Source organism: Thermococcus onnurineus NA1 (assembly GCF_000018365.1).
Lineage (GTDB): Archaea > Methanobacteriota_B > Thermococci > Thermococcales > Thermococcaceae > Thermococcus > Thermococcus onnurineus.
Genome location: NC_011529.1, coordinates 273,654 through 296,028, shown reverse-complemented (window position 1 = coordinate 296,028; position 22,375 = coordinate 273,654). Strand labels below are relative to the sequence as shown.

12 protein-coding genes, 1 tRNA gene and 1 CRISPR repeat array are annotated in these 22,375 nt (G+C 51.4%); of the genes, 5 read left to right on the top strand and 8 right to left on the bottom strand.

The genetic code is table 11. The features are described 5' to 3' along the window. Positions 1-268 precede the first annotated feature (268 nt). Positions 269-1,913: a CRISPR direct-repeat array (repeat unit 30 nt; unit sequence GTTGCAATAAGACTCTAGGAGAATTGAAAC). Between the two features lie 151 nt (positions 1,914-2,064). Continuing rightward, positions 2,065-2,745, bottom strand: coding sequence for a protein disulfide oxidoreductase (gene pdo, locus TON_RS01665; protein ID WP_012571276.1), 681 nt, complete (start codon positions 2,743-2,745; stop codon positions 2,065-2,067). 135 nt (positions 2,746-2,880) lie between these two features. On the opposite strand from pdo, the gene surR reads away from it, so the two are divergent. The 3 genes from surR to TON_RS01650 are packed head-to-tail and all read left to right on the top strand — an operon-like array spanning position 2,881 to position 4,965. After that, positions 2,881-3,591, top strand: a complete 711-nt coding sequence (gene surR / locus TON_RS01660) for a sulfur metabolism transcriptional regulator SurR (RefSeq protein WP_012571275.1) — start codon at positions 2,881-2,883, stop codon at positions 3,589-3,591. Beyond that, complete coding sequence (locus tag TON_RS01655) at positions 3,575-3,778, top strand: DUF362 domain-containing protein (protein WP_012571274.1); 204 nt, start codon at positions 3,575-3,577, stop codon at positions 3,776-3,778. Before surR ends, TON_RS01655 begins: the two co-directional genes overlap by 17 nt. A gap of 5 nt (positions 3,779-3,783) precedes the next feature. Beyond that, entirely contained in the window at positions 3,784-4,965 is a 1,182-nt protein-coding gene (locus tag TON_RS01650; RefSeq protein ID WP_394295144.1) for a geranylgeranyl reductase family protein, read from the top strand. Here TON_RS01650 and TON_RS01645 read toward each other — a convergent pair whose 3' ends face one another. The 7 genes from TON_RS01645 to TON_RS01610 form a co-directional block, all read right to left on the bottom strand. Further along, positions 4,966-7,119 (bottom strand): DNA topoisomerase I, encoded by a 2,154-nt coding sequence (locus tag TON_RS01645; RefSeq protein WP_012571272.1) that lies wholly within the window; start codon positions 7,117-7,119, stop codon positions 4,966-4,968. A 467-nt stretch (positions 7,120-7,586) separates the two neighbouring features. After that, a tRNA-Leu gene (locus tag TON_RS01635) sits at positions 7,587-7,674 on the bottom strand. Between the two features lie 92 nt (positions 7,675-7,766). Next, on the bottom strand, positions 7,767-8,435 hold the full coding sequence (gene upp / locus TON_RS01630; RefSeq protein WP_012571271.1) for a uracil phosphoribosyltransferase: 669 nt from the start codon (positions 8,433-8,435) through the stop codon (positions 7,767-7,769). A 222-nt stretch (positions 8,436-8,657) separates the two neighbouring features. Beyond that, positions 8,658-10,082, bottom strand: a complete 1,425-nt coding sequence (locus TON_RS01625; RefSeq protein ID WP_012571270.1) for an MATE family efflux transporter — start codon at positions 10,080-10,082, stop codon at positions 8,658-8,660. Between the two features lie 39 nt (positions 10,083-10,121). Further along, a complete protein-coding gene (locus TON_RS01620; RefSeq protein ID WP_012571269.1) occupies positions 10,122-11,507 on the bottom strand; it encodes an MATE family efflux transporter in 1,386 nt (461 codons plus the stop codon). Positions 11,508-11,664: 157 nt separating this feature from the next. Beyond that, positions 11,665-14,013: a phosphoenolpyruvate synthase gene (gene ppsA, locus TON_RS01615; protein ID WP_012571268.1), complete on the bottom strand. Its 2,349-nt coding sequence runs from the start codon at positions 14,011-14,013 to the stop codon at positions 11,665-11,667. Positions 14,014-14,303: 290 nt separating this feature from the next. Next, positions 14,304-16,769, bottom strand: coding sequence for a glycosyltransferase family 39 protein (locus tag TON_RS01610; protein ID WP_012571267.1), 2,466 nt, complete (start codon positions 16,767-16,769; stop codon positions 14,304-14,306). Positions 16,770-16,826: 57 nt separating this feature from the next. Here TON_RS01610 and TON_RS01605 point away from each other — a divergent pair, with 57 nt between their 5' ends. Both TON_RS01605 and TON_RS01600 read left to right on the top strand, forming a co-directional pair. Beyond that, positions 16,827-17,864, top strand: a complete 1,038-nt coding sequence (locus TON_RS01605; protein WP_012571266.1) for a hypothetical protein — start codon at positions 16,827-16,829, stop codon at positions 17,862-17,864. A 242-nt stretch (positions 17,865-18,106) separates the two neighbouring features. Then, entirely contained in the window at positions 18,107-22,351 is a 4,245-nt protein-coding gene (locus TON_RS01600) for a S8 family peptidase (protein ID WP_012571265.1), read from the top strand. Positions 22,352-22,375 lie beyond the last annotated feature (24 nt).

The window sequence follows — 22,375 nt, the reverse complement described above, 5'->3', positions numbered from 1 at the left end:
AACCTGTTTAAACTCGGCGTTTTTATAACCCAAAGGGTCCAATTGCTCGTTAAGTCAATCACAGCGATCTCTATCCTCCGGAACTTGCAAGGATTACCACACACAACACCAGAAAGACGTCTTGGAGCTTTCTATTCTCCAATTGATCATTTTAATCCGGAGATTTCCAAGGCCACATAGATACGCATTAGCAGACCTCCGGAGAAAGGCTTATAAAAACTAAGCTCTCATAATCTTTTGTTAGGCAGAAGAAGGAAAAAGCCGCCCTGTTGCAATAAGACTCTAGGAGAATTGAAACTTCGCGGCGAGTTCAGGGGCCTTTCCCTTTAGCATCTCGTTGCAATAAGACTCTAGGAGAATTGAAACACGGCTCACCACCGCCTTAAACTCCGACGCCATCCTGTTGCAATAAGACTCTAGGAGAATTGAAACGACCCTCGAAAGCGAAAGCGAGGACGACGAAGGGGTGTTGCAATAAGACTCTAGGAGAATTGAAACTCGCGGCTGCGTTCGGCCTTGTCCTGGCATATCTCGCGTTGCAATAAGACTCTAGGAGAATTGAAACCTGTTTGTGCAGGGTACGGTGAAAGACCTGCTGGACAGGTTGCAATAAGACTCTAGGAGAATTGAAACGAGGGAGAGATAGTCCTGGATCTGGAGACTACCGGCCGTTGCAATAAGACTCTAGGAGAATTGAAACCTAGAACCAGGGCAGCCCCAGCAGCCCCAATAAGCAGGTTGCAATAAGACTCTAGGAGAATTGAAACTATTCTGTGTTTATAAACTTTGCAGGAATACTAGCATGTTGCAATAAGACTCTAGGAGAATTGAAACAAGAGGAAGGACCCGAAGGCGGTCGCGGGTGAGTTCTGTTGCAATAAGACTCTAGGAGAATTGAAACAGCGCGAGGCCCGGCTCAAGAAGTGGGAGCAGGAACTGTTGCAATAAGACTCTAGGAGAATTGAAACTATTGGGCCATAGACGTATCGGGCGGCTTCCAGCGCGTTGCAATAAGACTCTAGGAGAATTGAAACGTAACTATCGAAAAAGCGTACTATGGAGGTGAGGCCCGGTTGCAATAAGACTCTAGGAGAATTGAAACGAATTCCACGGCAAAGCCATCCCTGCGGTCGTAGTAGCGTTGCAATAAGACTCTAGGAGAATTGAAACAAGACTTAATGACCGCCTCGTCGGCGAGCTCGACCTCAGTTGCAATAAGACTCTAGGAGAATTGAAACTACTCATTAAGGGCCTCTTCAAGAACACCACGAACGGGTTGCAATAAGACTCTAGGAGAATTGAAACTGAATACTACAATCAACCCATAATGGAGATTTCCAAGGTTGCAATAAGACTCTAGGAGAATTGAAACATGTCGGCCATGAGCTCGGCGAATCCATCAACCGAGTGCGTTGCAATAAGACTCTAGGAGAATTGAAACACGACATCGGGGCTGCTGACCTGACCGACATCGGGGTTGCAATAAGACTCTAGGAGAATTGAAACCCACAAAAAAATGACCGAAGGTGTTCATGGCTCTCCCTCGTTGCAATAAGACTCTAGGAGAATTGAAACTTTATACGCCCTTATGTCGTCGAATGGGGCGGCGATATGTTGCAATAAGACTCTAGGAGAATTGAAACTACCCCTAACATCTCCATGTCTGTAGTTATCTCTTCAAGTTGCAATAAGACTCTAGGAGAATTGAAACAAAAAGCAAAAAGATGGAGGTGGATGGAAATGTTTGGGTTGCAATAAGACTCTAGGAGAATTGAAACTTACTGACTTCCACTTTATACTTTGCCTCGTAGCCTTGTTGCAATAAGACTCTAGGAGAATTGAAACGGGGATACTCACCTTCCCAAGTGTTGCTCCAACCAATGGTTGCAATAAGACTCTAGGAGAATTCTAGAAGTTCTTCTGGGAAGGAATTAATTACATAATTCTACAATAAACCAATAATCTAATTGTGCAAAGATAGATCTGGAGGGAAATCGCAGCAAATTAGCGTTAAGTGGAAGGCACTATGAAACCCAAAGAAACAGAAAAGGAACAAAATCGCCCTCACTCGAGGGCAGCCAAAAGCTTCTCCATGAACATCTTCTCCGGGTAAGCTCCCTCGAACTGAACCTTGTCCTCGCCGTCCACCTGGATGACGATCTTCGGGACGGCCATGACGCTGTACTGGTCAGCCCATTCCGGATACTCGATGGCCTCAACCATGTCTCCCCTGATCTTGCCCTTGCCGGCGTTGGTGTTCTCGATGGCGAACTTGTGGGCCATCCTGACCGCGAGCGGGCAGTATGGGCAGGTCGGGGTGACGAAGACGAGTATCCTGACGTCCCTGTCGACCTTGGCAAGCTCCTCCTTCGTATCAGGCATGAGGTCAGTCTGGGCGTTGCTGACATCGACGATGTCCTCAAGGAAGGCACCGAACTCGTGGCCGGCAGGAAGGCCGAAGAACCTTACGCCCATGTCCTTGCCGTCCTGGGTTATGGTAATAGCCGGGGCGCGGTCGATACCATACTGCTCGGCGAGCTTCCTGCCATCCTCACTGTCGAAGTCATAGAACTCGTAGCTGAGCTTGTCGCTGAGCTCTGAGAGTTCCTGGACGAGCTGCTTCAGCTGGTCACAGTACTGGCAGTGATCCTTGCCGATGAATCCGATAATCTTGACTGGGTTCGTCATCTTGGAGAAGAACTCCTCCCTGATGACCTTCTTATCTCCATCGCTAATCAATCCCATTCTCAACACCTCCATAGCTAAAGGTTTATAACGCTTTGAGCACAATACCTGGTGAGGCTTAATCTCCAGGTTTGCAACCTAAGGTTGAATGTTCACTATATAAGCTTTGCGTCACAGATCTGGGTGGTGTGGGTCATGACTGAACCGGACATCTTTTACATATTAGGAAACAAGGTGAGGCGCGATCTGCTCAGCCATCTCACCTGTACGGAATGCTACTTTAGCTTCCTCAGCAGTAAAGTAAACGTTTCCTCAACGGCAGTTGCCAAGCACCTTAAAATCATGGAGCGCGAAGGCATACTCAAGTCCTACGAGAGGGAAGGCCCATTCATTGGGCCCGCGAGGAAGTACTATGACATAGCCATATCCAGAACTTACGTCACCACGGTAACCCCCAACCTATTCTGGTACCGCGGCCTTGACCTGGGCGGATCTTTGATAGAAAAAGCCGAGATAGACCTCTCCCGCATACCCCTCGAGCACGAAACACTCATCAGTATGGTTGCCTCATTCCTTGAGCTTACCGAAGAGCTCGAGAAGATTCTCCAGGCCCTTCAAGCAGTTGAGAGCAGAAGGGATAGGCTGATGAAGGAGATAAAAGAGCGCTACCTAGAGGAAATCGGCGACATGACTCAAATGGCGATACTCCATTACTTACTCCTCAACGGTGAGGCCACTATCGAAGGCCTGAGCGACAGGCTGAACCTCAAGGAGAGGGAAGTCATCGCCAAAGCCCAAGAGCTGGACAAGTTTATACCGTTAAGAATAAAAGACGGAATCGTCAAAATCGACGAGGAAAGGCTCAAACAAAAGCTTGGCGGTGTCGAAGATGCCGGAGAAGATTAAAGTCGTCGTTAACGAAGACAGGTGCTACCTCTGCGGCGGCTGTGCAGGCGTCTGCCCAACGCTGGCCATAAAAGTAGGCTCCTCAAGGTGGGAGTTCTTCCAAGACAAGTGCATATCCTGCCGCATATGCATCAACGCCTGCCCGGTTGGCGCCCTAACCGCTGAACCCCTGGGGGTGTCCGAATGACCGAGATGAAGTACGATGTAGTGGTTGTCGGCGCAGGAATCGCCGGCCCAATCGTCGCGAGAAACGTTGCTAAAGCTGGCTTTTCCGTCCTGCTCATCGATAAGAAGTCCGCGATAGGCACTCCAAAGCAGTGCGCCGAGGGAATCAGCAAGACGGTCTTTGAGAAGTACGACATACCCTACGACAGACGCTTCATCAACCGTGAAATTTACGGTGCCAAACTCTACTCCCCAAGCGGCTACGAGCTCGAGCTCAGATACAAGGAAGTCAGCGGTGTAATCCTCGAGAGGAAGGTCTTTGACAAAATGCTTGCTTATTACGCCGCCAAAGCTGGGGCCGACGTCCTGGCTAGAACTGAGGCAATGGATGTCATAAGAAAGGACGGAAAGATAGCAGGAATAAAGGCCAAGCACGAGGACGAGCCCATTGAGATTTATGCTGATATCATCGTTGCTGCCGATGGCGTGGAGAGTACCATAGCGAGGAAGGCCGGCATAAACACCTACGCTCCGCCGCACGAGTTCGATTCTAGCTACGAGTACGAGATGCTCATCGAGGGCTTTGACCCTGACCTAATCCACCTCTGGTTCGGGAACGAGATAGCGCCGAGGGGCTACGTCTGGGTCTTCCCCAAGGATGAGGATAGAGCCAACGTCGGAATAGGCATAAACTCCGACAATCCCCGGACGGCCAAGTACTACCTCGACAAGTGGCTAAAGGAGAATAACATCCCTGTCAAGAAGCTTCTGGAGATAAACGTCGGCGTCGTTCCGGTTGGCGGCTTCGTCAAAGAGCTCGCCAAGGACAACGTTATCGTTGTCGGCGACGCAGCAAGGCAGGTCAACCCCATGCACGGAGGCGGAATGGCCGAGGCAATGGAAGCCGGAACCATAGCCAGCAAGTGGATAGTCAAGGCTCTGGAAGAGGAAAACCCGGAACTTCTCAAGAACTACACGACCGAATGGTGGGGGACCGACGGAAAGAGGCTTGAGAAGGTCCTAAGGGTCAGGCGCGTCACGGAGAAGCTCACCGACGAAGACCTTGACCTCTTCATCCAGATACTCAGTGGTGCGGATGCCGAAAAGATAGCCAGCGGCGACTATGGAGAGGTTGTAAAGGCCCTCCTCAAGCACCCCAAGGTGCTCATGAGCAAGAGGAGGCTGAGCCTCCTAAAGGAGTTGCTCTAATCACTTCTTTCCCTTCTTCCAGTCCTTGCAGTTCATATCCAGGCAAATCTCATACTCCCTGCCCTTTTCGCGGATTTTGACAACAGGGGCACCATCACAGCAGGTCTTGTTCGTTGGGATTATCCGCCCGCGCTGGAGGAGTGGGTACGTAACGTTGCACTTCGGCCAGTTCGAGCAGCCAACGAATCTCTTCCCCGTCTTTCTGTTGTAGCGGACGACCAAATCGCCGCCACATTTAGGGCATTTGCCAACGACAAGGGGCGTCTTTTCTCCCTTTTCAATGGTCTTCTTCACATCTTTTTCCTCGGTCTCACTGAGTTCCTTCACCGTCCCAGCGCGCTTGGCATTTTCCTTGCTCGTTGTTACACCGGTGCCCGTAGTTTCCATGAGGACCTTTCCGATGTCCAGCTCCTTTTCTTTGAACTGCTGAAGAATCTTGATGAGCTGCTCCTTGCTCTCTTCTATAACCCTGTCTTTATCGGCCTTGCCAGCCATTATCTCCTCCATCTTCTCCTCGAAGGCCCTTGTCAGCTCGACGCTCACTATGTCCGGGACGTTCCGCTCCAAGGCCTCGACGACTCGCATGCCGAGGGGAGTTACCTTTATCTTCTTCTTACCCTCGATGTAGCCTCTACTGTAGAGCGTTTCGAGTATCTGAGCTCTCGTTGCCTTGGTTCCGATTCCGAGGTCCTCCATCCTCTTGATTACGGCTGCGGGAGAGTATCTTGCCGGCGGCTTGGTTTTCTTCTTCTCACGCTTTATCTGGAGGACCTTAACAGGCTCGCCCTCCTTAAAGGCGGGCAGGATAGCCTCATCAAACTTGACATACTTTCCATAAACCTTGAGCCACCCTTCCTTAATCGTTCTGGCTCCGCTCAGAATGAAGCGGTGACCGTTTGAGTTTATAATGACCTTCATTATCTCCCTAACGGCCGGCTCCATAAAGAGAGCCAAAAAGCGCCTCACGATTAGGTCGTAGAGATTGGCCTCGTCTTTAGTCAGCTCTCCCGGCTTTGGAAGCTCGCCTGTAGGGTAAATGGCAGGATGGGCTGGGTCGTCCTTCTTGCCTTCGACAGGTTTGAGCCTCTCCTTACCCAGAAGCTCATGGGCAAAGGGCTTGTACTCCGGAAGCTTAGCCAGGTTCTGGAGTATGGAGCGGAAGTTGAGGTTCTTTGGGAGTTTCTGCGAGCTTGTCCTTGGATAGCTCGTTAATCCGCGCTCATACAGCTTCTGTGCGAGCTCTAATGTCTTTTTAGGTGAGTATCCAAAGGCTGAATATGCTTCCCTCTGGAGCGTTCCGAGGTCGAAGGGAACCGGAGGATGTCTGTTCTGCTGCTTCACATCAACCTTCTCGACGAAGGCCGGCCCCTTCTTGGCCTCTTCAACGATGCGCTTGGCCTCATTTTCATCAAGGATGCGCTCCTTTTCGTAAACGGCCGTGTACTGCTGGCCGTTCTTCTCTAAAACCATTTTAATGACCCAGTATGGCGTGGGTTTGAAGTTCTGGATCTCCTTCTCCCTGTCCACGAGGAACTTAAGAGTGGGCCCCTGGACTCTACCGGTGCTCAGAACCATCCACTTGCCACTGGCGCGCTTTATCGCAGAGGTTAGGGCGCGAGAGAGGTTCACTCCCCAGTACCAGTCGAGGACATGGCGTGCTATTCCCGCGTCGGCCATTCCAAAGTTTATGGTCGATTCCAGGTTGTACCAGGCCTTTAGGAGGTCCTTCTTCGTTAAGGCGGAGAACTTCATGCGCTTGGCCTTTGAGGGGTCAACGCCGCAGGCGTATTTGAGGGCTGTATAGCCGATAACCTCACCCTCGGTATCGTAGTCGCAGGCAACTACAAACTCGTCGGCGCGTTTGGCTAGAGTTGCCAGAGCCTTGATGTAGTCTTTAGCGTAACTCTTGCCCTTCTCGGCAACATAGACAGGAACCCATTCAATATCAAAGACCGGATAACCGTAAGTCTTCGTCTTTGGGGCGAGCGAGAAGAGGTGGCCAACTGCCGGAGCTACGATTATTCTCTTCCCGTCGCGCGTGAACTCATAGTAAGGAACCTTACCGATGGTCTTCCTGACCGGCCTACCCTCTGCCAGGGCATAGGCTATCTTTCTCGCGACGTTAGGCTTCTCGGCGATAATGAGCGTGACCATGACGACACCTCTACTCCCTACGGGACGGCCGTATAAAAATTCTGCGGAACAAGCTTTGATGGGCAAAGTTAATCAAAAAGTTAACCCCTTGAGAACAAGCACTTTTAGGACTGTACTCAAGTTTCCCGTCAACGCTTCATGGGAAGCGAAGCTTCCCGACATGTTGAGACTGCGTCTCAACATGCGCCAGCAAGCGAACTTCGCTCTGCAAAGTCTGATCAAGTGGTAAACTCCCCCAATCGGCTGAAGGAGTTTGCATGTCATCTTAAGACTGCAAGTTCAACGAGGGTTTAACAAGGAACAAGCAAGTTAGGCGGTTTATCCTCTCTCAACGCCAATTCAGGCGTTATTTTGAAGTAAACACTGAGAAACTGACAACTTAATGAGTAAACTCACTTAAGAACCAGCCATTCTGGAACCCACATGCGAACCCCGATCAAATCTCGCGAAGGTGGAGTTTGTTAGAATGGTGCGGGGGCGGGGATTTGAACCCCGGAACCCCTGCGGGAGTGGATCTTGAGTCCACCGCCTTTGACCAGGCTCGGCAACCCCCGCGTCTACGGGTCAAAAGGAATAACCAGGCGCGAACTTATAAATTTAACGTAGGTCGTGCATCTTGGGAAATCGAAAAAGGAAAGAAACGCATCTCAGACCTTAATCGGCGCCCCAAATGCTCTGTCTCCAGCATCGCCAAGGCCCGGCAGGATGTAGCCTTTTTCGTTGAGCTCCCTGTCTATCGCCGCGACGAACATCTCCACGTCGGGGTGAGCTTCCTTTATCCTGCTTATTCCCTCTGGAGCGGCCAGGACGCCGACGATGACGTAGCGCTTAGCCTTTCCGTACTTCTTGACCTCGTCGAGAACCTTAATCAGCGTCGAGCCTGTCGCTATCATAGGGTCGGCTATGATGACTGTGTCTTTCTCAGTTATTTGGGGCACCTTGACGTATTTCATCTCTATTTCGAACTTCGGAGCCTTGCCGCGGGAGGCTGAGACAATGCCCACGCGGGCGTGGTCGAGGACCTTAATGAGTCCCTCCATAAGAGGTATTGCTGCCCTCAGAACGGTTATTATGACAACGTTACGCCTGTCGGCAATGAGGATCCCGTCGGTCTCTTCGAGGGGCGTCTTTATCTTGATCCTCTCCGTCTCCATTGTCTTGGTTATCTCGTAGGCCATGTATCTGCCAAGCTTGACAAGACCCTTCCTGAAGGCTATCGGGCCTGTGTTCTCATCTCTCAGCTCAGTCAAAATCTCCATAATGAATGGGGAGTCCTCAAAAGAGTAGACACCTTCCCAGCGTTCGTCCCTGATCATGCCATCACCAAAAGGGGGTTGGGGAGGGGGTTTATTAGTCTGACTCCTGATTTGAGCTGCTGATTTTACCCCCATGATTTTAGATTCGAATATTTACTTATAATTCGCAAGAAAGTTTAAAAAATTATCGGTTCTTACTCGTGAAGGCAGGAAACTTTTCACGAACATCTTTACTTAACGACTTTTCAGGCCCTACCCTTTGGGGGGCAAAATAGGAGGGTATTACCATCTTTCAATGATCCTTTTCATCCATGTGCCCCGCACGAACCATATTAATGCAACACCTGCGGCTATAAAGTTGCTCAATCCCATGCCGAAGAAGACGCCCTTGCTGGTGAAGTCAAAGAACTCGGCAAGGGGTATCGTGAGTCCGAGTATTGTTATCGCCGGTATATATCCAAAGGCGTAGCTAAGAGGTACTCTGAGCCCCCAGAGGCGCAGTATGCTCAGCGTCATGCTCTTTTTGGTATGGCCGGCACTCCTAAAGACGTTGGTCACGACGACAAAGATGCCATTGAAAAATGGGACTGAGATGAGGAAGTACTTGAGCACTATCTCACTCTCTGCTATAACGGCTGGATCATTGAGGAAGATGCGGAAAATATCCTCCCGGAAGATCCCTATCAGGAGGACTGAAAGCGAGGCTATCGCGAAGTTCACCATCATTGTCCTCTCGGCTATCTTTTTGGCCCTTTCGTACTGCTCCGCACCGACGTTCTGGGCGACCATTGTGCCCATTCCCATTCCTATTCCCCTTGCTATACTCGTGAGGACGTTCACTAGGCGAGTGGTGATTATATAGGCAGCGTAAGCTACATCGCCGAAGCCAAATATAATCCTCGTCAGAACTACGAAGCCAAAATTATTTGCCGACTGCCCGACACTCGAGGGTAGTCCTATGCGGAATATCTTGCCGTAGAACTCCAGATTGGGCTTGAGGCTTTCAAGTGTCAGGTGAACCCCAACCCTACCGCTGAAGAGGAGATACACCCCGATGAGTGAGCCGACGCTGTTGGCCGTTATCGTTGCCAGAGCGGCTCCCTTTATTCCCATCTCCGGAAGGCCGAGCCAGCCGAAGATAAGTATCGGATCAAGAATTACGTTTATGGCAACCGTTAAAAGATTGAGCTTCATTGGCGTTTTGGTGTCACCAACCGCCCTCAGAAGGAAGCTGAAGGCGAAGCTGGTGAATGCAAAGGGTATGCCGAGGAAGATTATTCGGGTGTAGGCCAGGGCGTAGGGATAGACGCTCTCCGAGACCTTCATGAAATGAAGCGCATAGGGGGTCACGAAGTAGCCGAATACGCCAACGATTGTCGCAAATATGAGGACAAGGGAGTAAAGCGAGCCAGCTGCATTGTTGGCCTTGTCGTATCTTCCGGCCCCAACGTACTGGCCTACCAGAGCAAAGCCGGCAGTTGCAAAGCCCATGCCTAAAGCCATGAGAGTCCCTATCATTGGCCATGCCGTTCCAGGAGCTGAAAGTTCTGCCCTACCAAGGCGTCCTAACCAGAAGGTATCCGTGAGGTTGTAAAGAACCTGCACTAAGTTGTTGATTATTAGGGGAAATGAGAGCGCAAAAAGCGTCTTCTCGATGGGCCCTTGGAGTATCTCCTCGCGCATTTTCTGAACTTTCTTGCCCCCCATGTTCAATCAGACCGCAATCGAAACGTTGATATAAAAGGGTTATGGTGCTTTTTCTATTATTTTTCTCATCCAGCTTCCCTGGAGGAACCAAGCGAGGGCAAACAGCGCGCTAAGGATGTTGCTTAGCCCCATACCGAGCCAGACTCCAATGGTGTCATTCAGGAACAGCCCGAGACCGTAAGCGAGAGGAATTCTCAGGATCCAGAGCCTTATCATGCCAAGCACCATGGCCTTCTTAGTGTGGCCAGCGCTCTGAAAGACGTTGCTTACCGCGGAGAGTATGCCGAAGAAGGGCAGCGAGACCGCGAAGTACTTCACGAACTTAACGCTCTCCGCTAAAACTTCTGGGTCCTCTAGGAAGAAGCCGAATATCTGCGGCCTGAAAATTATGACTATGGCCGTTCCAGCACTCAGGATTATGAAGTTGATGAGCATCGCTTTTTCGGCTATCTTCTTGGCCCTCTCGTACTTCTCTGCCCCAACGTTCTGACCTACCATCGTACCCATGGCCTGGCTTATGCCGTTGGCAAAGGCGAACATGAAGTTGATCAGCCTGTTGGCTATGCTGTACGTTGCGAAGGCTACAGTTCCATAACCGTATATAATCCTTGTAAGCACAACAAAGCCTAGAGCATCCGTGGAGAAACCAACGCTTGATGGAATGCCCACCCTGAAGATACGCTTGTAGAAGTCCCAGTTCGGCTTCAGGTTTTCCAGCGTTAGGTGGATTCCAACCTTGCCTGTGAAGAGCAGGTAGCCGCCTATGAGCGAGCCGATGCTGTTTGAGACCATCGTAGCCACAGCCGCTCCGACGACGCCCAGCTCCGGAAAGCCAAGCCAGCCAAAGATTAGAAACGGGTCTAGGACTATGTTAAGAAAGACCGTGAATGCGTTTATCTTCATTGGCGTCTTGGTGTCTCCTATAGCCCTCAGGAGGAAGTTGAAAGCGAAGAGCGTAAAAGAGAAGGGTATTCCGATGAAGACTATCCTCGTGTAGCTTAGGGCATAGTCATAAACCTCAGGCGTGACGTTCATGAAATCCATCGCCAGAGGCGCTATCAGAACACCGACGACCGCCACAATGGCAGAGAATATCATCATGAGGGAATAGAGGGAGCCCGCCGCCCTGTTTGCTTCGTCGTACCTCTTGGCTCCCACGTACTGGCTCACGAAGGCAAAGCCTGCTATGGCGAAGCCCATCCCTATGCTCATAAAGAACCACACGAGGGGCCACGCGGTCCCCGGTGCGGAGAGCTCTTCCCTGCCGAGCTTGCCGAGCCAGAAGGTATCCGTGAGGTTGTAAAGAACCTGCACTAAGTTGTTGATTATGAGCGGGGAAGCTAACTTGATGAGGGTCTTCTCCACGTGTCCCTCGACGATTTGCTGCCTCATCGCATCTATTTTGTCCCTTTTGTCGCCATCCATGTCAATCAAACGGGTGTCGAAACGCTAATATAAAAGCCTTGCTGTGGATAAAGAATCCATCTCTGTTTTTCAGAAAACTGGAGAATGCTTAAGTCACGGAAGATAGAAATCAAAGGGGATAGAAAAGAAGGAAGCGCAGAGCGCTGCTTGAAGAGGTTCACTCGAAGAGCCTCTTCCTGGCGGCCTCAAGCATGAGCTTCTGCTCTTCCCTGGCGACGGTCTTCCTGACGAGCTCGACAGCATCTGGGTTGGCGCTGACGCTGTCGATGCCCATCCTGACGAGGAGCTTGACCATCTTCGGGTCGCTGCCGGCCTGGCCACAGATGCTGGTCTCAACGCCGTATTTCTTGCAGGTCTTTATGACGTTCTCGATGAGCTTGAGAACGGCCGGGTGCTTCTCGTCGTAGAGCTTGAAGACGCGCTCGTTGTCCCTGTCGATGGCGAGGGTGTACTGGGTGAGGTCGTTGGTACCGAAGCTGACGAAGTCAAGGCCCTCCTTGATGAGGTCCTCGATGATGAGGGCTGAAGCCGGGGTCTCGATCATGACGCCCCACTCGACGTCCTTGTGCGGAATGAGGCCAACCTCCATGGCTATCTCCTTGGCCTTCCTTATCTGCTCTGGGTGGCTGACGAGCGGGAGCATGACACCGATGTTGTCGTAGCCCTCGTCAACGAGCCTCTTGATGGCCTTGAACTCGGCCTTAAGGAGCTCAGGCTGGTCGAGACCGCGCCTGATGCCTCTCCAGCCAAGCATCGGGTTCCTCTCTTCTGGCTCGTCCTCGCCACCTGGGAGCTCGCGGAACTCGTTGGTCGGAGCGTCAAGGGTTCTGTACCAGACCCTCCTCGGGTAGAAGGCCTCAACGACCTTCCTGATGCCCTCGACGAGCTTCTCAACGAGCTCTTCCTCCCTGCCTTCCTTGATGAACTTGATCGGGTGGGCACCGATGCCGAGGATCATGTGCTCGGCCCTGAGGAGGCCAACTCCGTCGGCGCCGGTGGCGGCGGCCCTCTCGGCGACCTCCGGCATGGAGACGTTGACCTTGACCTCGGTGGCGGTGATGAGTGGAGCACCGGCAACGACGACCTTACCCTCGGCCTTCTCTTCTTCGCTCTTAACGAGGCTCTTGACTATGCCCTCGTAGACGACACCCCTGGTACCGTCGACGGTAACGAGCATGCCGTCCTTGAGGACCTTGGTGGCCTCCTTGGTACCGACGACGGCTGGGATGCCAAGCTCCCTACTAACGATGGCGGCGTGGCATGTTCTTCCGCCCTCGTCGGTGACGATAGCGCTGGCCCTCTTCATGGCCGGAACCATGTCCGGGTTGGTCATGGTGGTGACGAGGACATCGCCTTCTTTGACCTTGTCTATGTCATTCGCGTCGAAGATGACGACAACCTTACCGGCACCAATGCCCGGTGAGGCTCCAAGACCCTTGAGGAGAACCTTCATCTCCTCGGTCATCTCGGCCTCCTCCGCCTTAACCTCCTCCTTAAGGGTCGTAATCGGCCTGGACTGGACGATGTAGAGCTTGCCGTCGTCCTTGTCGTAGGCCCACTCGATATCCTGCGGCCAGCCATAGTGCTCCTCGATCCTGGCACCGATCTTGGCGACCTCGAGTATCTGCTCGTCGGTGAGGACCTGCTTCTCGACGTACTCTGGACCGAGATACTCGGCGGTCTTAACGGTGACGGTTCCCTTGCCGGTCTCGGGGTTCTTGACAATCATTATCTCCTTCTTGGCGATGTACTTCTCCTTAATCTTCCAGGTACCCTTCTCAACGATGTATTCGTCCGGAGAAACGGCACCGCTGACGACGGCCTCACCGAGGCCCCAGGCGGCGTTGATCATGATCTCGCTCCTGTCGTTGGTGACCGGGTTGGCAGTGAACATGACACCGCTGGTCTCGCTGTTGACCATCTTCTGGACGACGGCGCTGAGGTAGACCTTGCTGTGGTCAAAGCCCTGCTTGGCCCTGTAGAAGGTGGCCCTTGCAGTCCAGAGGCTGGCCCAGCAGCGCTTGACCTTGTCGAGAACGTCGTCCTCGCCGTAGACGTCGAGGTAGGTCTCCTGCTGGCCGGCGAAGGAAGCCTCTGGGAGGTCCTCAGCGGTGGCAGAAGAGCGGACGGCAACGTAAACGGCGTCCTTGTTGAAGCGCTGGCTGAGCTTCTTGTAGGCGTCAACAATCTCCTTGGCTATCTCCGCGGGCATCTCCATGGAGATGATCTTCTCCCTTATCTTAGCGGTGTTCTCCTGGAGCTGCTTGGAGTCATCAACGTTGGTTTGGGTGATGATGTCCAGAATCCACTCCTGAAGGGTTCTACCATCCTCAACGCGGACGTTCTCAACAAAGTACTTGTAGGCCTCAGCAGTAACACAGAACCCGGGTGGAACCGGAATACCTGCGTTGGTAAGTTCACCAAGGTTTGCACCCTTTCCACCTACAAGGGCAACGTCCTTCTTTCCAAGCTCCTCAAACCACTTTATAAACTTGTATTCGCTCATACAAATCCCTCCACAGTTGTTTACTGCGGGTGATATATAGAAAGTCTATATTTAAAATTAACTATCCAGTGATGTTCGGTGGCGTACAGAAATGATAGAAACTCCAAATGTACGCATTGGATGGATAAAGGCACCATAATTCTTTATTCCTTTTTGCGGAGCTCACGAAGTTTTTTCTGAAAATGTTTCTTGAATTTTTATATTTTTCGCCCATTCCCACAGATCTCCTAATGCGACAATACCATTTGTAATTGCCGAGCACAATAAACAGAGAAGAAACTAAGGAATATTTAATTAAATTTAATCAACGAATGAAGCTCTAGCAGTTCGTTTAGCATCCCTATGGCTTTATCCCAGCCGTAGGCGTAACTGAAGTGGCGGTACATAGTTAAAACGGCGTCTAGTGGGTGAACTTCCCTGTTGGGATCAAAGGTGTTGAAGATGAACTGTATCGTCCTGTTTTCATCCTCAGTGAATCCAGCGATGTGGTATATATAGGCCATTTGAGCGTAGGTGGCGCGCGAGTAGGCGTACTCAAACTTCTCAGCCTTTAGCTTTCCACTCTCTTCCTGCTGATCCCTCAGCCACTCCGCGGCCTTCTTTATCGACTCGAGAACTGTCTCATTGCCCGTCAGTTGATAGTACCTAGCGAGGCCTGAGGCTATCGCCACGGTCGTTCCCACGTTATCGTTCCAGCTGCCCCCCCTCTTCTGCTCTTTAAGTATCCCCTCAAGCACGTTTTTCTCAGTGGTCTCGTTGAGTATTCCCAGCTCCTTGTAGAGAGGAAGTAACATGGCGTTGACGACAAGTGACCCCTTCTCGTCCTTCGGCGTCGTCATGAAGTAGTCTTCCATCTCCCGGCTCTCGAGGAGCTCAATTGACTTCTCTTTACCATCGAAATTGATGTCCCTCAGAGGTTCAAGGGTGTACGCCGTGTAGAGCGTGAAATCATTCGGTGGAACGCCCCACGGGAAGGCTCCGTTGTCCATCTGCTTGTAAGAGAGCCATTGTAGGAGCCAGTCGGTGCGTTCCTTGAATGCCGTATCTCCCGTCTTCTCGTAAAGCCTCGTGTAGAGCTCCACCATCCAAGCGTTGAGGTTGAAGTAGGCCTTGTAGCGGTCATCGAAGTCAGCGTAGTTGTAGCCAGTCCAGAACTTTTCCAGGAAGTTCACGAGAGGCTCATAGGTTCCGGTGTAGTTCAGCGGGAAGGGATCCACCGGCTTCAGTTCAGGCTCCGGAATGAAGCTGTATATCTGGGCGTTGCCGTTGCAGAACTCCAGCTTGAAGTGGGTATCATAGGGGGCGTACTCCATGAGGCCATACTTGATAAGGCCGTAGCTCAGTCTTGTCCTGTCCACGAAGATGTAGCTCACGTTGTATTTCTTCATGAGGAAATAGACACGCTCCCTCTGATTGGAGCTGAACATCACAACGTGGTCGTTGTACGCCCGGCTCGCTTCCATTGCTGTTGGCGCCTCACCAAAGAAGCCCTGGTAGACCTTTTTCCAGATGACAACATCCTTCCTATGGGTGTTGCCTATGATGAGATATCCCATGTCCCACCAGACGAGTATGGTGGCGTTCTCGGGGGTGTTGTCGATAACCCACTGATAGGCCTCCTTGTCGCTAATGGTCGGTGGGTTGATGTAATTGAAGGCACCGTAGGTTCCCTGGGCGAAAGGAACGAGGAGCATCAATATGATAACTGCCGTTGCGAAGCTCTTCTTTGCTGTGATCTTCCTGATCCAGCCCGCTCCGAATCCCCGGATATCCTCAAAGGATTTCCTGAGGAGTAACGCCACCCTTGGGAATACTTCGTCCATTAGGAAATCGGTGGCCATGGCAGCGAGAGGTATCGTCGCGTAGGGGTCACGGAAGCGGAAGGAGATACCGCCGGCGAGCATAAATGCCCAGGCCCAAAGGGCAAAGCCCCTACTTATGGGATCCTTTTCGAGGTAATATCTCGTTCCGAGAGCGCCAAATACGAGCTGGATGATCCCTATCCACTTGAAGTAGCCCAAGAAGCTGACTTCCGTCTTCTGCAGCCTCAGGAAGAAGTCTGCAACAAGGGAGTTAATGAACTCGACCTGGAGGTATGCTATGTACGCCAGAACTAGCAGGGCGAGGAAGTAGTGGAGGTTCCTCTTTACCGTTGGCCACAGGTACGAGAAAACTATCAGTGCGGCCGCCATCATGAAGAATATCCATCCCCTGTGGGTGAGCATGTACACCCCAAGCAGAACGCCGAGGACTATCAGATACTTGAGACGCCTGGTCTTCAGGAACTTTATCAGGAACAGCAGGCTGAAGGAGAACATTGCCAGTCCGAGGTTCTCAGGGATGTAGAGCCCAGTCCTGTATATGAAGTTCGGAGCGAAAGCTAAAAGCGCCGTCGCAAGGAGTGCGCGCTTTCTATCTTCCATGAGCTCTTTAAAGGCTAGATAGAAGCCAAACACGGCTATGGTGCCGTAGATGGGTGGGAGTATGAAGAATATGTAATCCGAGGGAAACAGCTTATACACTGCTGCTCCGATGATGTGGAAGAGCGGTGGGTAGCTGTAGGCCCTCAGACCGAGAAGGGATGGGATATCTTTTGATATCGCACTTAATCCCTGCTCGGCGAGCCTCAGTGTTATGTCTCTGTGAAGGTACTCGTCGTAGGTCGCCAGCAGAAGAGTCCTGTGAGGTATCAGCCTAATGATAAAAGACGCAACGAGGAGCAGTGAAAGGTAACGCTTTTCAGTCCCAGTTTTCATCTCACCGGCACCCCTCAAACCTTTTAAGCTCTCCCTTTAACATTTGTTGGTGGTAAAGTGAGGGGGTTAAAAATCTTTAGCCTCGCCTTTTTCAGTTATCTCCTCATCTCCCTCTATTCCAACTACTTTGACGGCGAGTTAAGAGAGCTAATTTATGCTAAAGGTCTTTCTCCTTCGATGCTACTGTTGGGCGTGGTTTATGCTCTGGCGTTCTTTGCAGTATTTGCCCTCGGATATTCAACCAGATTCAAGGTAAATCCTTGGTTCTACGCTCTGGGAATATTTGTGCTTTCATTCCTCGAATATCCCCTCGGCCCGCTGTTGGCCACCTTGCTCATTGTGGCTTATTATCTCCGTATCAATGTGTACAACAGATTTGCAGTTCATGCCTTGGTCATTGCCCTTCTTATCCCGATTGGTCTTTATCTGGTCGTGGGTGTTCCTCTATTTGAAAAACACCTGAGGTATGAGCTGGTTGGACCACTTGTCTTTTCTGCGCTTTTGGGAGCCCTCAGTATTGTGTATACAGACACCAGCACCAAAGTGAAGACTCTACTATTCCTGATCTTTACCTTCATCTTCTTCCTCGGAACGTTCCGCTCCCTTATAGTGCTGATGTATCTCGCCTACGTATTTGACATGTACTCCCGCGGGATTTTCAGAGTTGATACAAAAACTCTGGGAAGTGGTCTCCTCTTGGGCCTTTTGGTGATATGGCTCAGCGGTAGCATCGAAGCAATTCTGATTAGGATTGGCTTTACTTTTTTAGTGTTTCACAACTTGGTTCGTCTTTCCCTTCCGACTGGCATCTTCCATGGGAGTCTGCTATTCAGCGACAATCCTAGACATATGATTGCGGGGCTCTTTGGGGCGAGCGGCAACTACACATATTTCTTTTTCGGACAGGCAATTGCCGATTTTGGATTTTTTGGACTTCTGGAGGCTTATTTGTTAGGTTTTCTCCTGAGGGAAAGCGAGAAAAACACAAAAAGTTTTGCATTTGTGCTTGCCATTATGATATACGCCCTCGATCCTGGAATCGATGCCTTCCTGCTGATATTCCTTCTGGGGGCACTGCTGTTTCTAAAGGAGTAACCGGTGCCGTTCCTATCCGAGTCAAGGTGGATTCTAAGAAGGGTGTCGGAGTCACATCGCTCTGTATCAGTATTAACTTTCTGTTCTACTGAGATTGACAGACTAGCATTCTAATGTTCAAAAAGAGTCACTGCTGGTGTTACCGGGATAGTAGAGGGGATATGGTTACTCCATAGAACGAAATATTTATATCCATGCGATTTTCACTGTATAGGTGAGCATTACGATTAGGAGGTGTTAGGATGAACAAAAAGGCTCTGAGCCTTTTAGTCGTGGTAGTGATGCTACTCTCTGCGATCCCAGCGGCAGTATCAGTGCTAGCAGTAACGGCGACTCCAGTACAGCAGTCCGAGAGCCCCCAGCAGATCGAGGTGGAGAAGCCCAGCAATTTCATACCAGGGGAAGTCCTTCAGAAGGAAATCCAGAAGGTTCTGGAGAGCAGCGGTAAGACGGTGCGCCTCATAGTGGCACCGGATAGGGATCACAGGACTGAGGTTTACAACGCCCTTAAGAGCCTTGGTAAGATTGACCCCATCAGCAAACCTGAGCTGCAGTTCATAGTTGTTGAAATGCCGGTTTCCAACGTTGAAAAGCTCGCTGAAATACCCGGAATACTCCACGTCTGGAAGGACGAGATGGTCAAGCTCGAGGAGCCCGTTGCCCCTGAGGCCGGGGCAGGAGATGTTTCTCCAGATGCCAGCTTCCCCACTCACCCGGACATGTTCATGAGCATCTTCACGATTCACGCTTACGACACATGGGTTAATTATGGCGTCCTCGGAGACAATGTCACCGTTGCCGTTCTTGACACTGGAATTGACGTCGGCCACCCGTTCCTCCAGGTCACCCTCGATGGAAGGCCTAAGATTGTGAACATATACGACGCCAGTGATGAGGGGCTCGCGGAGATATACTACTCCACCAACACCACGTCTAGTGGCTACATAACAGTCGATAAGAACGTCACCCTGTTCTGGGGTGTTTATGCGCCGTACTACGGCCACGATGCATATTACACGAACTACACCATGGGAACCTATTACATCGGCAACATAACCGGTGACATGTACTATATAGGACTCCTCCCGGAGAGGTACTTTGACTTGAACTTTGATGGTGATAAGAACGATGTTTACCCGATTCTCGTCGTTGACAACAATGGCACTTACACCGCATACATGGATATCAATATGAACAATAACTTTACTGATGATACTGGGGTTGGCCTCTATACTGAGACAGGTGAGTACTTCACCTTCAACACCAGCCTCGTTAACGTTGCGTTTGCCGAGTTCATGGCTCCATACTACGCAATGTTCATGTGGGACGCTCACGGTCACGGAACTCACGTCAGCGGTACCGTTGCCGGCGTTGGCCTTCCAGACGACCCGCTTTTCGGCGGTGTGTATGGAGTTGCCCCCAACGCCCAGCTCATGGAGGTCAAGGTTCTTCCGGGTGAGTTTGGATTTGGAAGGACTAGCTGGATCATCGGCGGAATGATATACGCCACCCTCAACGGTGCGGACGTCATAAGCATGTCCCTAGGTGGTGGAGGCGAGATAAACGACGGTATAGAGAGCCCGGAGAACTTCTACGTTAACCTGCTAACCGACTGGTACGGTGTTACATTTGCCATAGCCGCAGGAAACGAGGGCCCGACCACCAACACCGTCCACTCACCGGGTGACAGCGACCTCGCCATAACCGTCGGCAACTACGTAGACAACGAGAGGGAGTCCTTCTGGTACGGGGTTGATATGGGCATAATCTCCGGTCCAGCTATGAGCTCCAGCAGGGGACCGAGGGACGACGGTATGCTCGACCCCGACGTCATGGCTCCGGGTACCGACATATTCTCGAGCCTGCCGATGTGGTACACTATCGTTTACAACGACTCCAACAGATACTATGGAATATGGAGCGGTACCTCAATGGCCACTCCGCATGTCAGCGGTGCCGTTGCCCTGATGATTAGCTACGCCAAGCAGCACAACCTGACCTATGATCCCATAATGATAAAGCGCGCCCTCGAACTCAGCGCCAAGCCCGTCAATGGGACCCTTATAGATCAGGGCTTCGGCCTCATACAGGTGGACAAGGCCATCGAGGAGCTTGAGAAGCTCAGCCAGGAGCCGACCACCTACATCTTCGCCGGAACCACCTACACCGGCTTCAAGAACCCGATAGGCGTTCCGATGATCCCGATATCACAGGCCTATGTGGACTTCAACGGCTACTTCCAGAACGCCTTTGGCTTCCCGTACCTTTACAGGGGAGTCTACATAAGGAACGAGTATCCGGGAAGCGTTCCGATATACTTCTCACCGCTCGTCTATGAGCCAGGTTGGGGACTCTGGTACGTCTTCCAGAACAAGACCTACAGGATAAGCACCAACGTTAATTGGATCATTCCCAACACCACAGAGGTCACGATCGACGGCGCCGGTGCTCAGAGCATAGACGACCTCATAGGACAGTTCTTAATTAACATCGACTACTCCAAGCTCCAGAAGAGCGGCACCTACGTTGGACTCGTTTACATCGACGACCCCGACACCAGCTACATCGACGGCTACATAGCTGTCACCGTCGACATTCCGGTGAACCCGAACGGTGAAAGCTATGCCAAGCTCTCCGACACCGAGAAGCCTGGAGAAGCCAAGCACTACTTCGTTAAGGTTCCGCGCGGCACCAAGGAGCTCCGCGTCACCCTCCGCATCGCAACCGACGCCGAGGGCAACCCGATTGGCAGAACGACCCTTCTCATCGCCAGGCCACTCGGTGAGGTCGTTGCAGCGTACGTTCCGGGCTACTACTACGTCGGAGCCAACCCTGCCGGAAACGTCTACGAGTACACCTGGGTTATCCCTGACCCGGTCGAGGGAACCTGGGAGATAACCGCCTACTCGAGCGTATTCACCAAGTACTTCAGCGGCTACGACACTTCCCAGTACGAGATTGAGGTTAATATATCATCAGTTACAATTACTCCTGAACTTATTTCTGGATATCTCACGACCCCCACAAACATTAGCGTTAGTGCCATAGTTGAGAACAACTATGATAACTTCAACGCCACCGCCGTCGGCTACGGTCTTGGTAGGCTTGACACCAATGACGTTATGGTCAGAAACGTTGGCCAGGATGAGTGGGACCTCATTGGAGCCTTCTACGCTGATCCAACTACCTACTTCATCAGGTTCGGAATAACCCAGCCCAAAGACCCCACCGCTGACCTCGACTTGTACGTGTTCTACTTCCCGACCTATGAGGATCTCCTTAACTTTACCAACTACACTATCTATGACTACCAGATAGGCCCAACTAGCGATGAAGTTTTTGAACAGTTCATGCCGGCGCCAGGGTACTATGTGGTGAATGTCCATGGCTATGATACTGTGGGATACGACCAGTTGCAATACGTCTTCTACTACCAGATACTTGGAGATAATGGGGATATCTCCACAGGAGAAAGCCCATTCCTGTTCGAAATGGGTACTAACAGGACTATAAATGCAACAATAGAGTTCAGCGCTAACGGCACGTATCTAGGTATCCTTGGCCTCATTAATGCAGATACTGGTGAGGGAATAACATATGCTCCAACGATGTTCCAAGTAGGCCAGCCTGAAATGGTGATAGTTGCCTATCCCGAGGCGACCCTTGGTAAACCTTCAGTGCTTAAGATTAGGCTCCTGGACCTTGCTACTATGGACCCCATAGCGGTTCCAGTTGCTGTTAGTATAAATGGCCAAGAGTACTATACCAGTACAGGAGTACTTGACATTAGCTATGTCCCATTGCACCGTACAGAGACTTTCAGGATACAGGTGATAAGCGACTATTACAAGGACACCTACACGGAGATCACTGTTAGGGCCAAGGAGCCAGTCGAAAATGAGGTGTACTCGCCGACCATCCTCGAGCCATACGTGGCGGTTGGAGTCGGTGAGGTCACTGGAGTCACCACCGACGAGACCATGCTCACGATAACCGCTAACGGGCCGAGCGGTGCCGAAGACTACATTTTCGTCACTTTGCCTGTGGATACAAGCTACATTAAGATAACCGGCGACCACATCATTGACTACTATACCATCGAGGGTAAGAACGCGCTCTATGCTGTCATCAAGGTAAAGTATGCCTCACCGGTCACCGTCACCATCGAGTACAAGACCGCCCGCTACATCGTCAGCACCTGGAACTATGTCTGGTACATGCTCTACTGGAGGTACAACCAGAAATTTGATCCGCTCTACCAGAAGGCCGTCGAACTCGGTGTTGACAACAAGACCCTTCAGGAGGCCATGCGCTACAAGGAGCTCGCCGACGAGTACTACGCAGAGGCAAAGAAGTACATGAACCCGTACAGAGAGAACCTCGCCGTTGCGGCACTTCCGTACGTCAGGAAGGCCTATCTCAACATCCTCAAGGCCTACACACTGCTCGAGGAGGCAGTTAACGAGATTGAAGGTTCCGAGGGCTGATGCCCTCTTTTCTTCTCTCTTGAT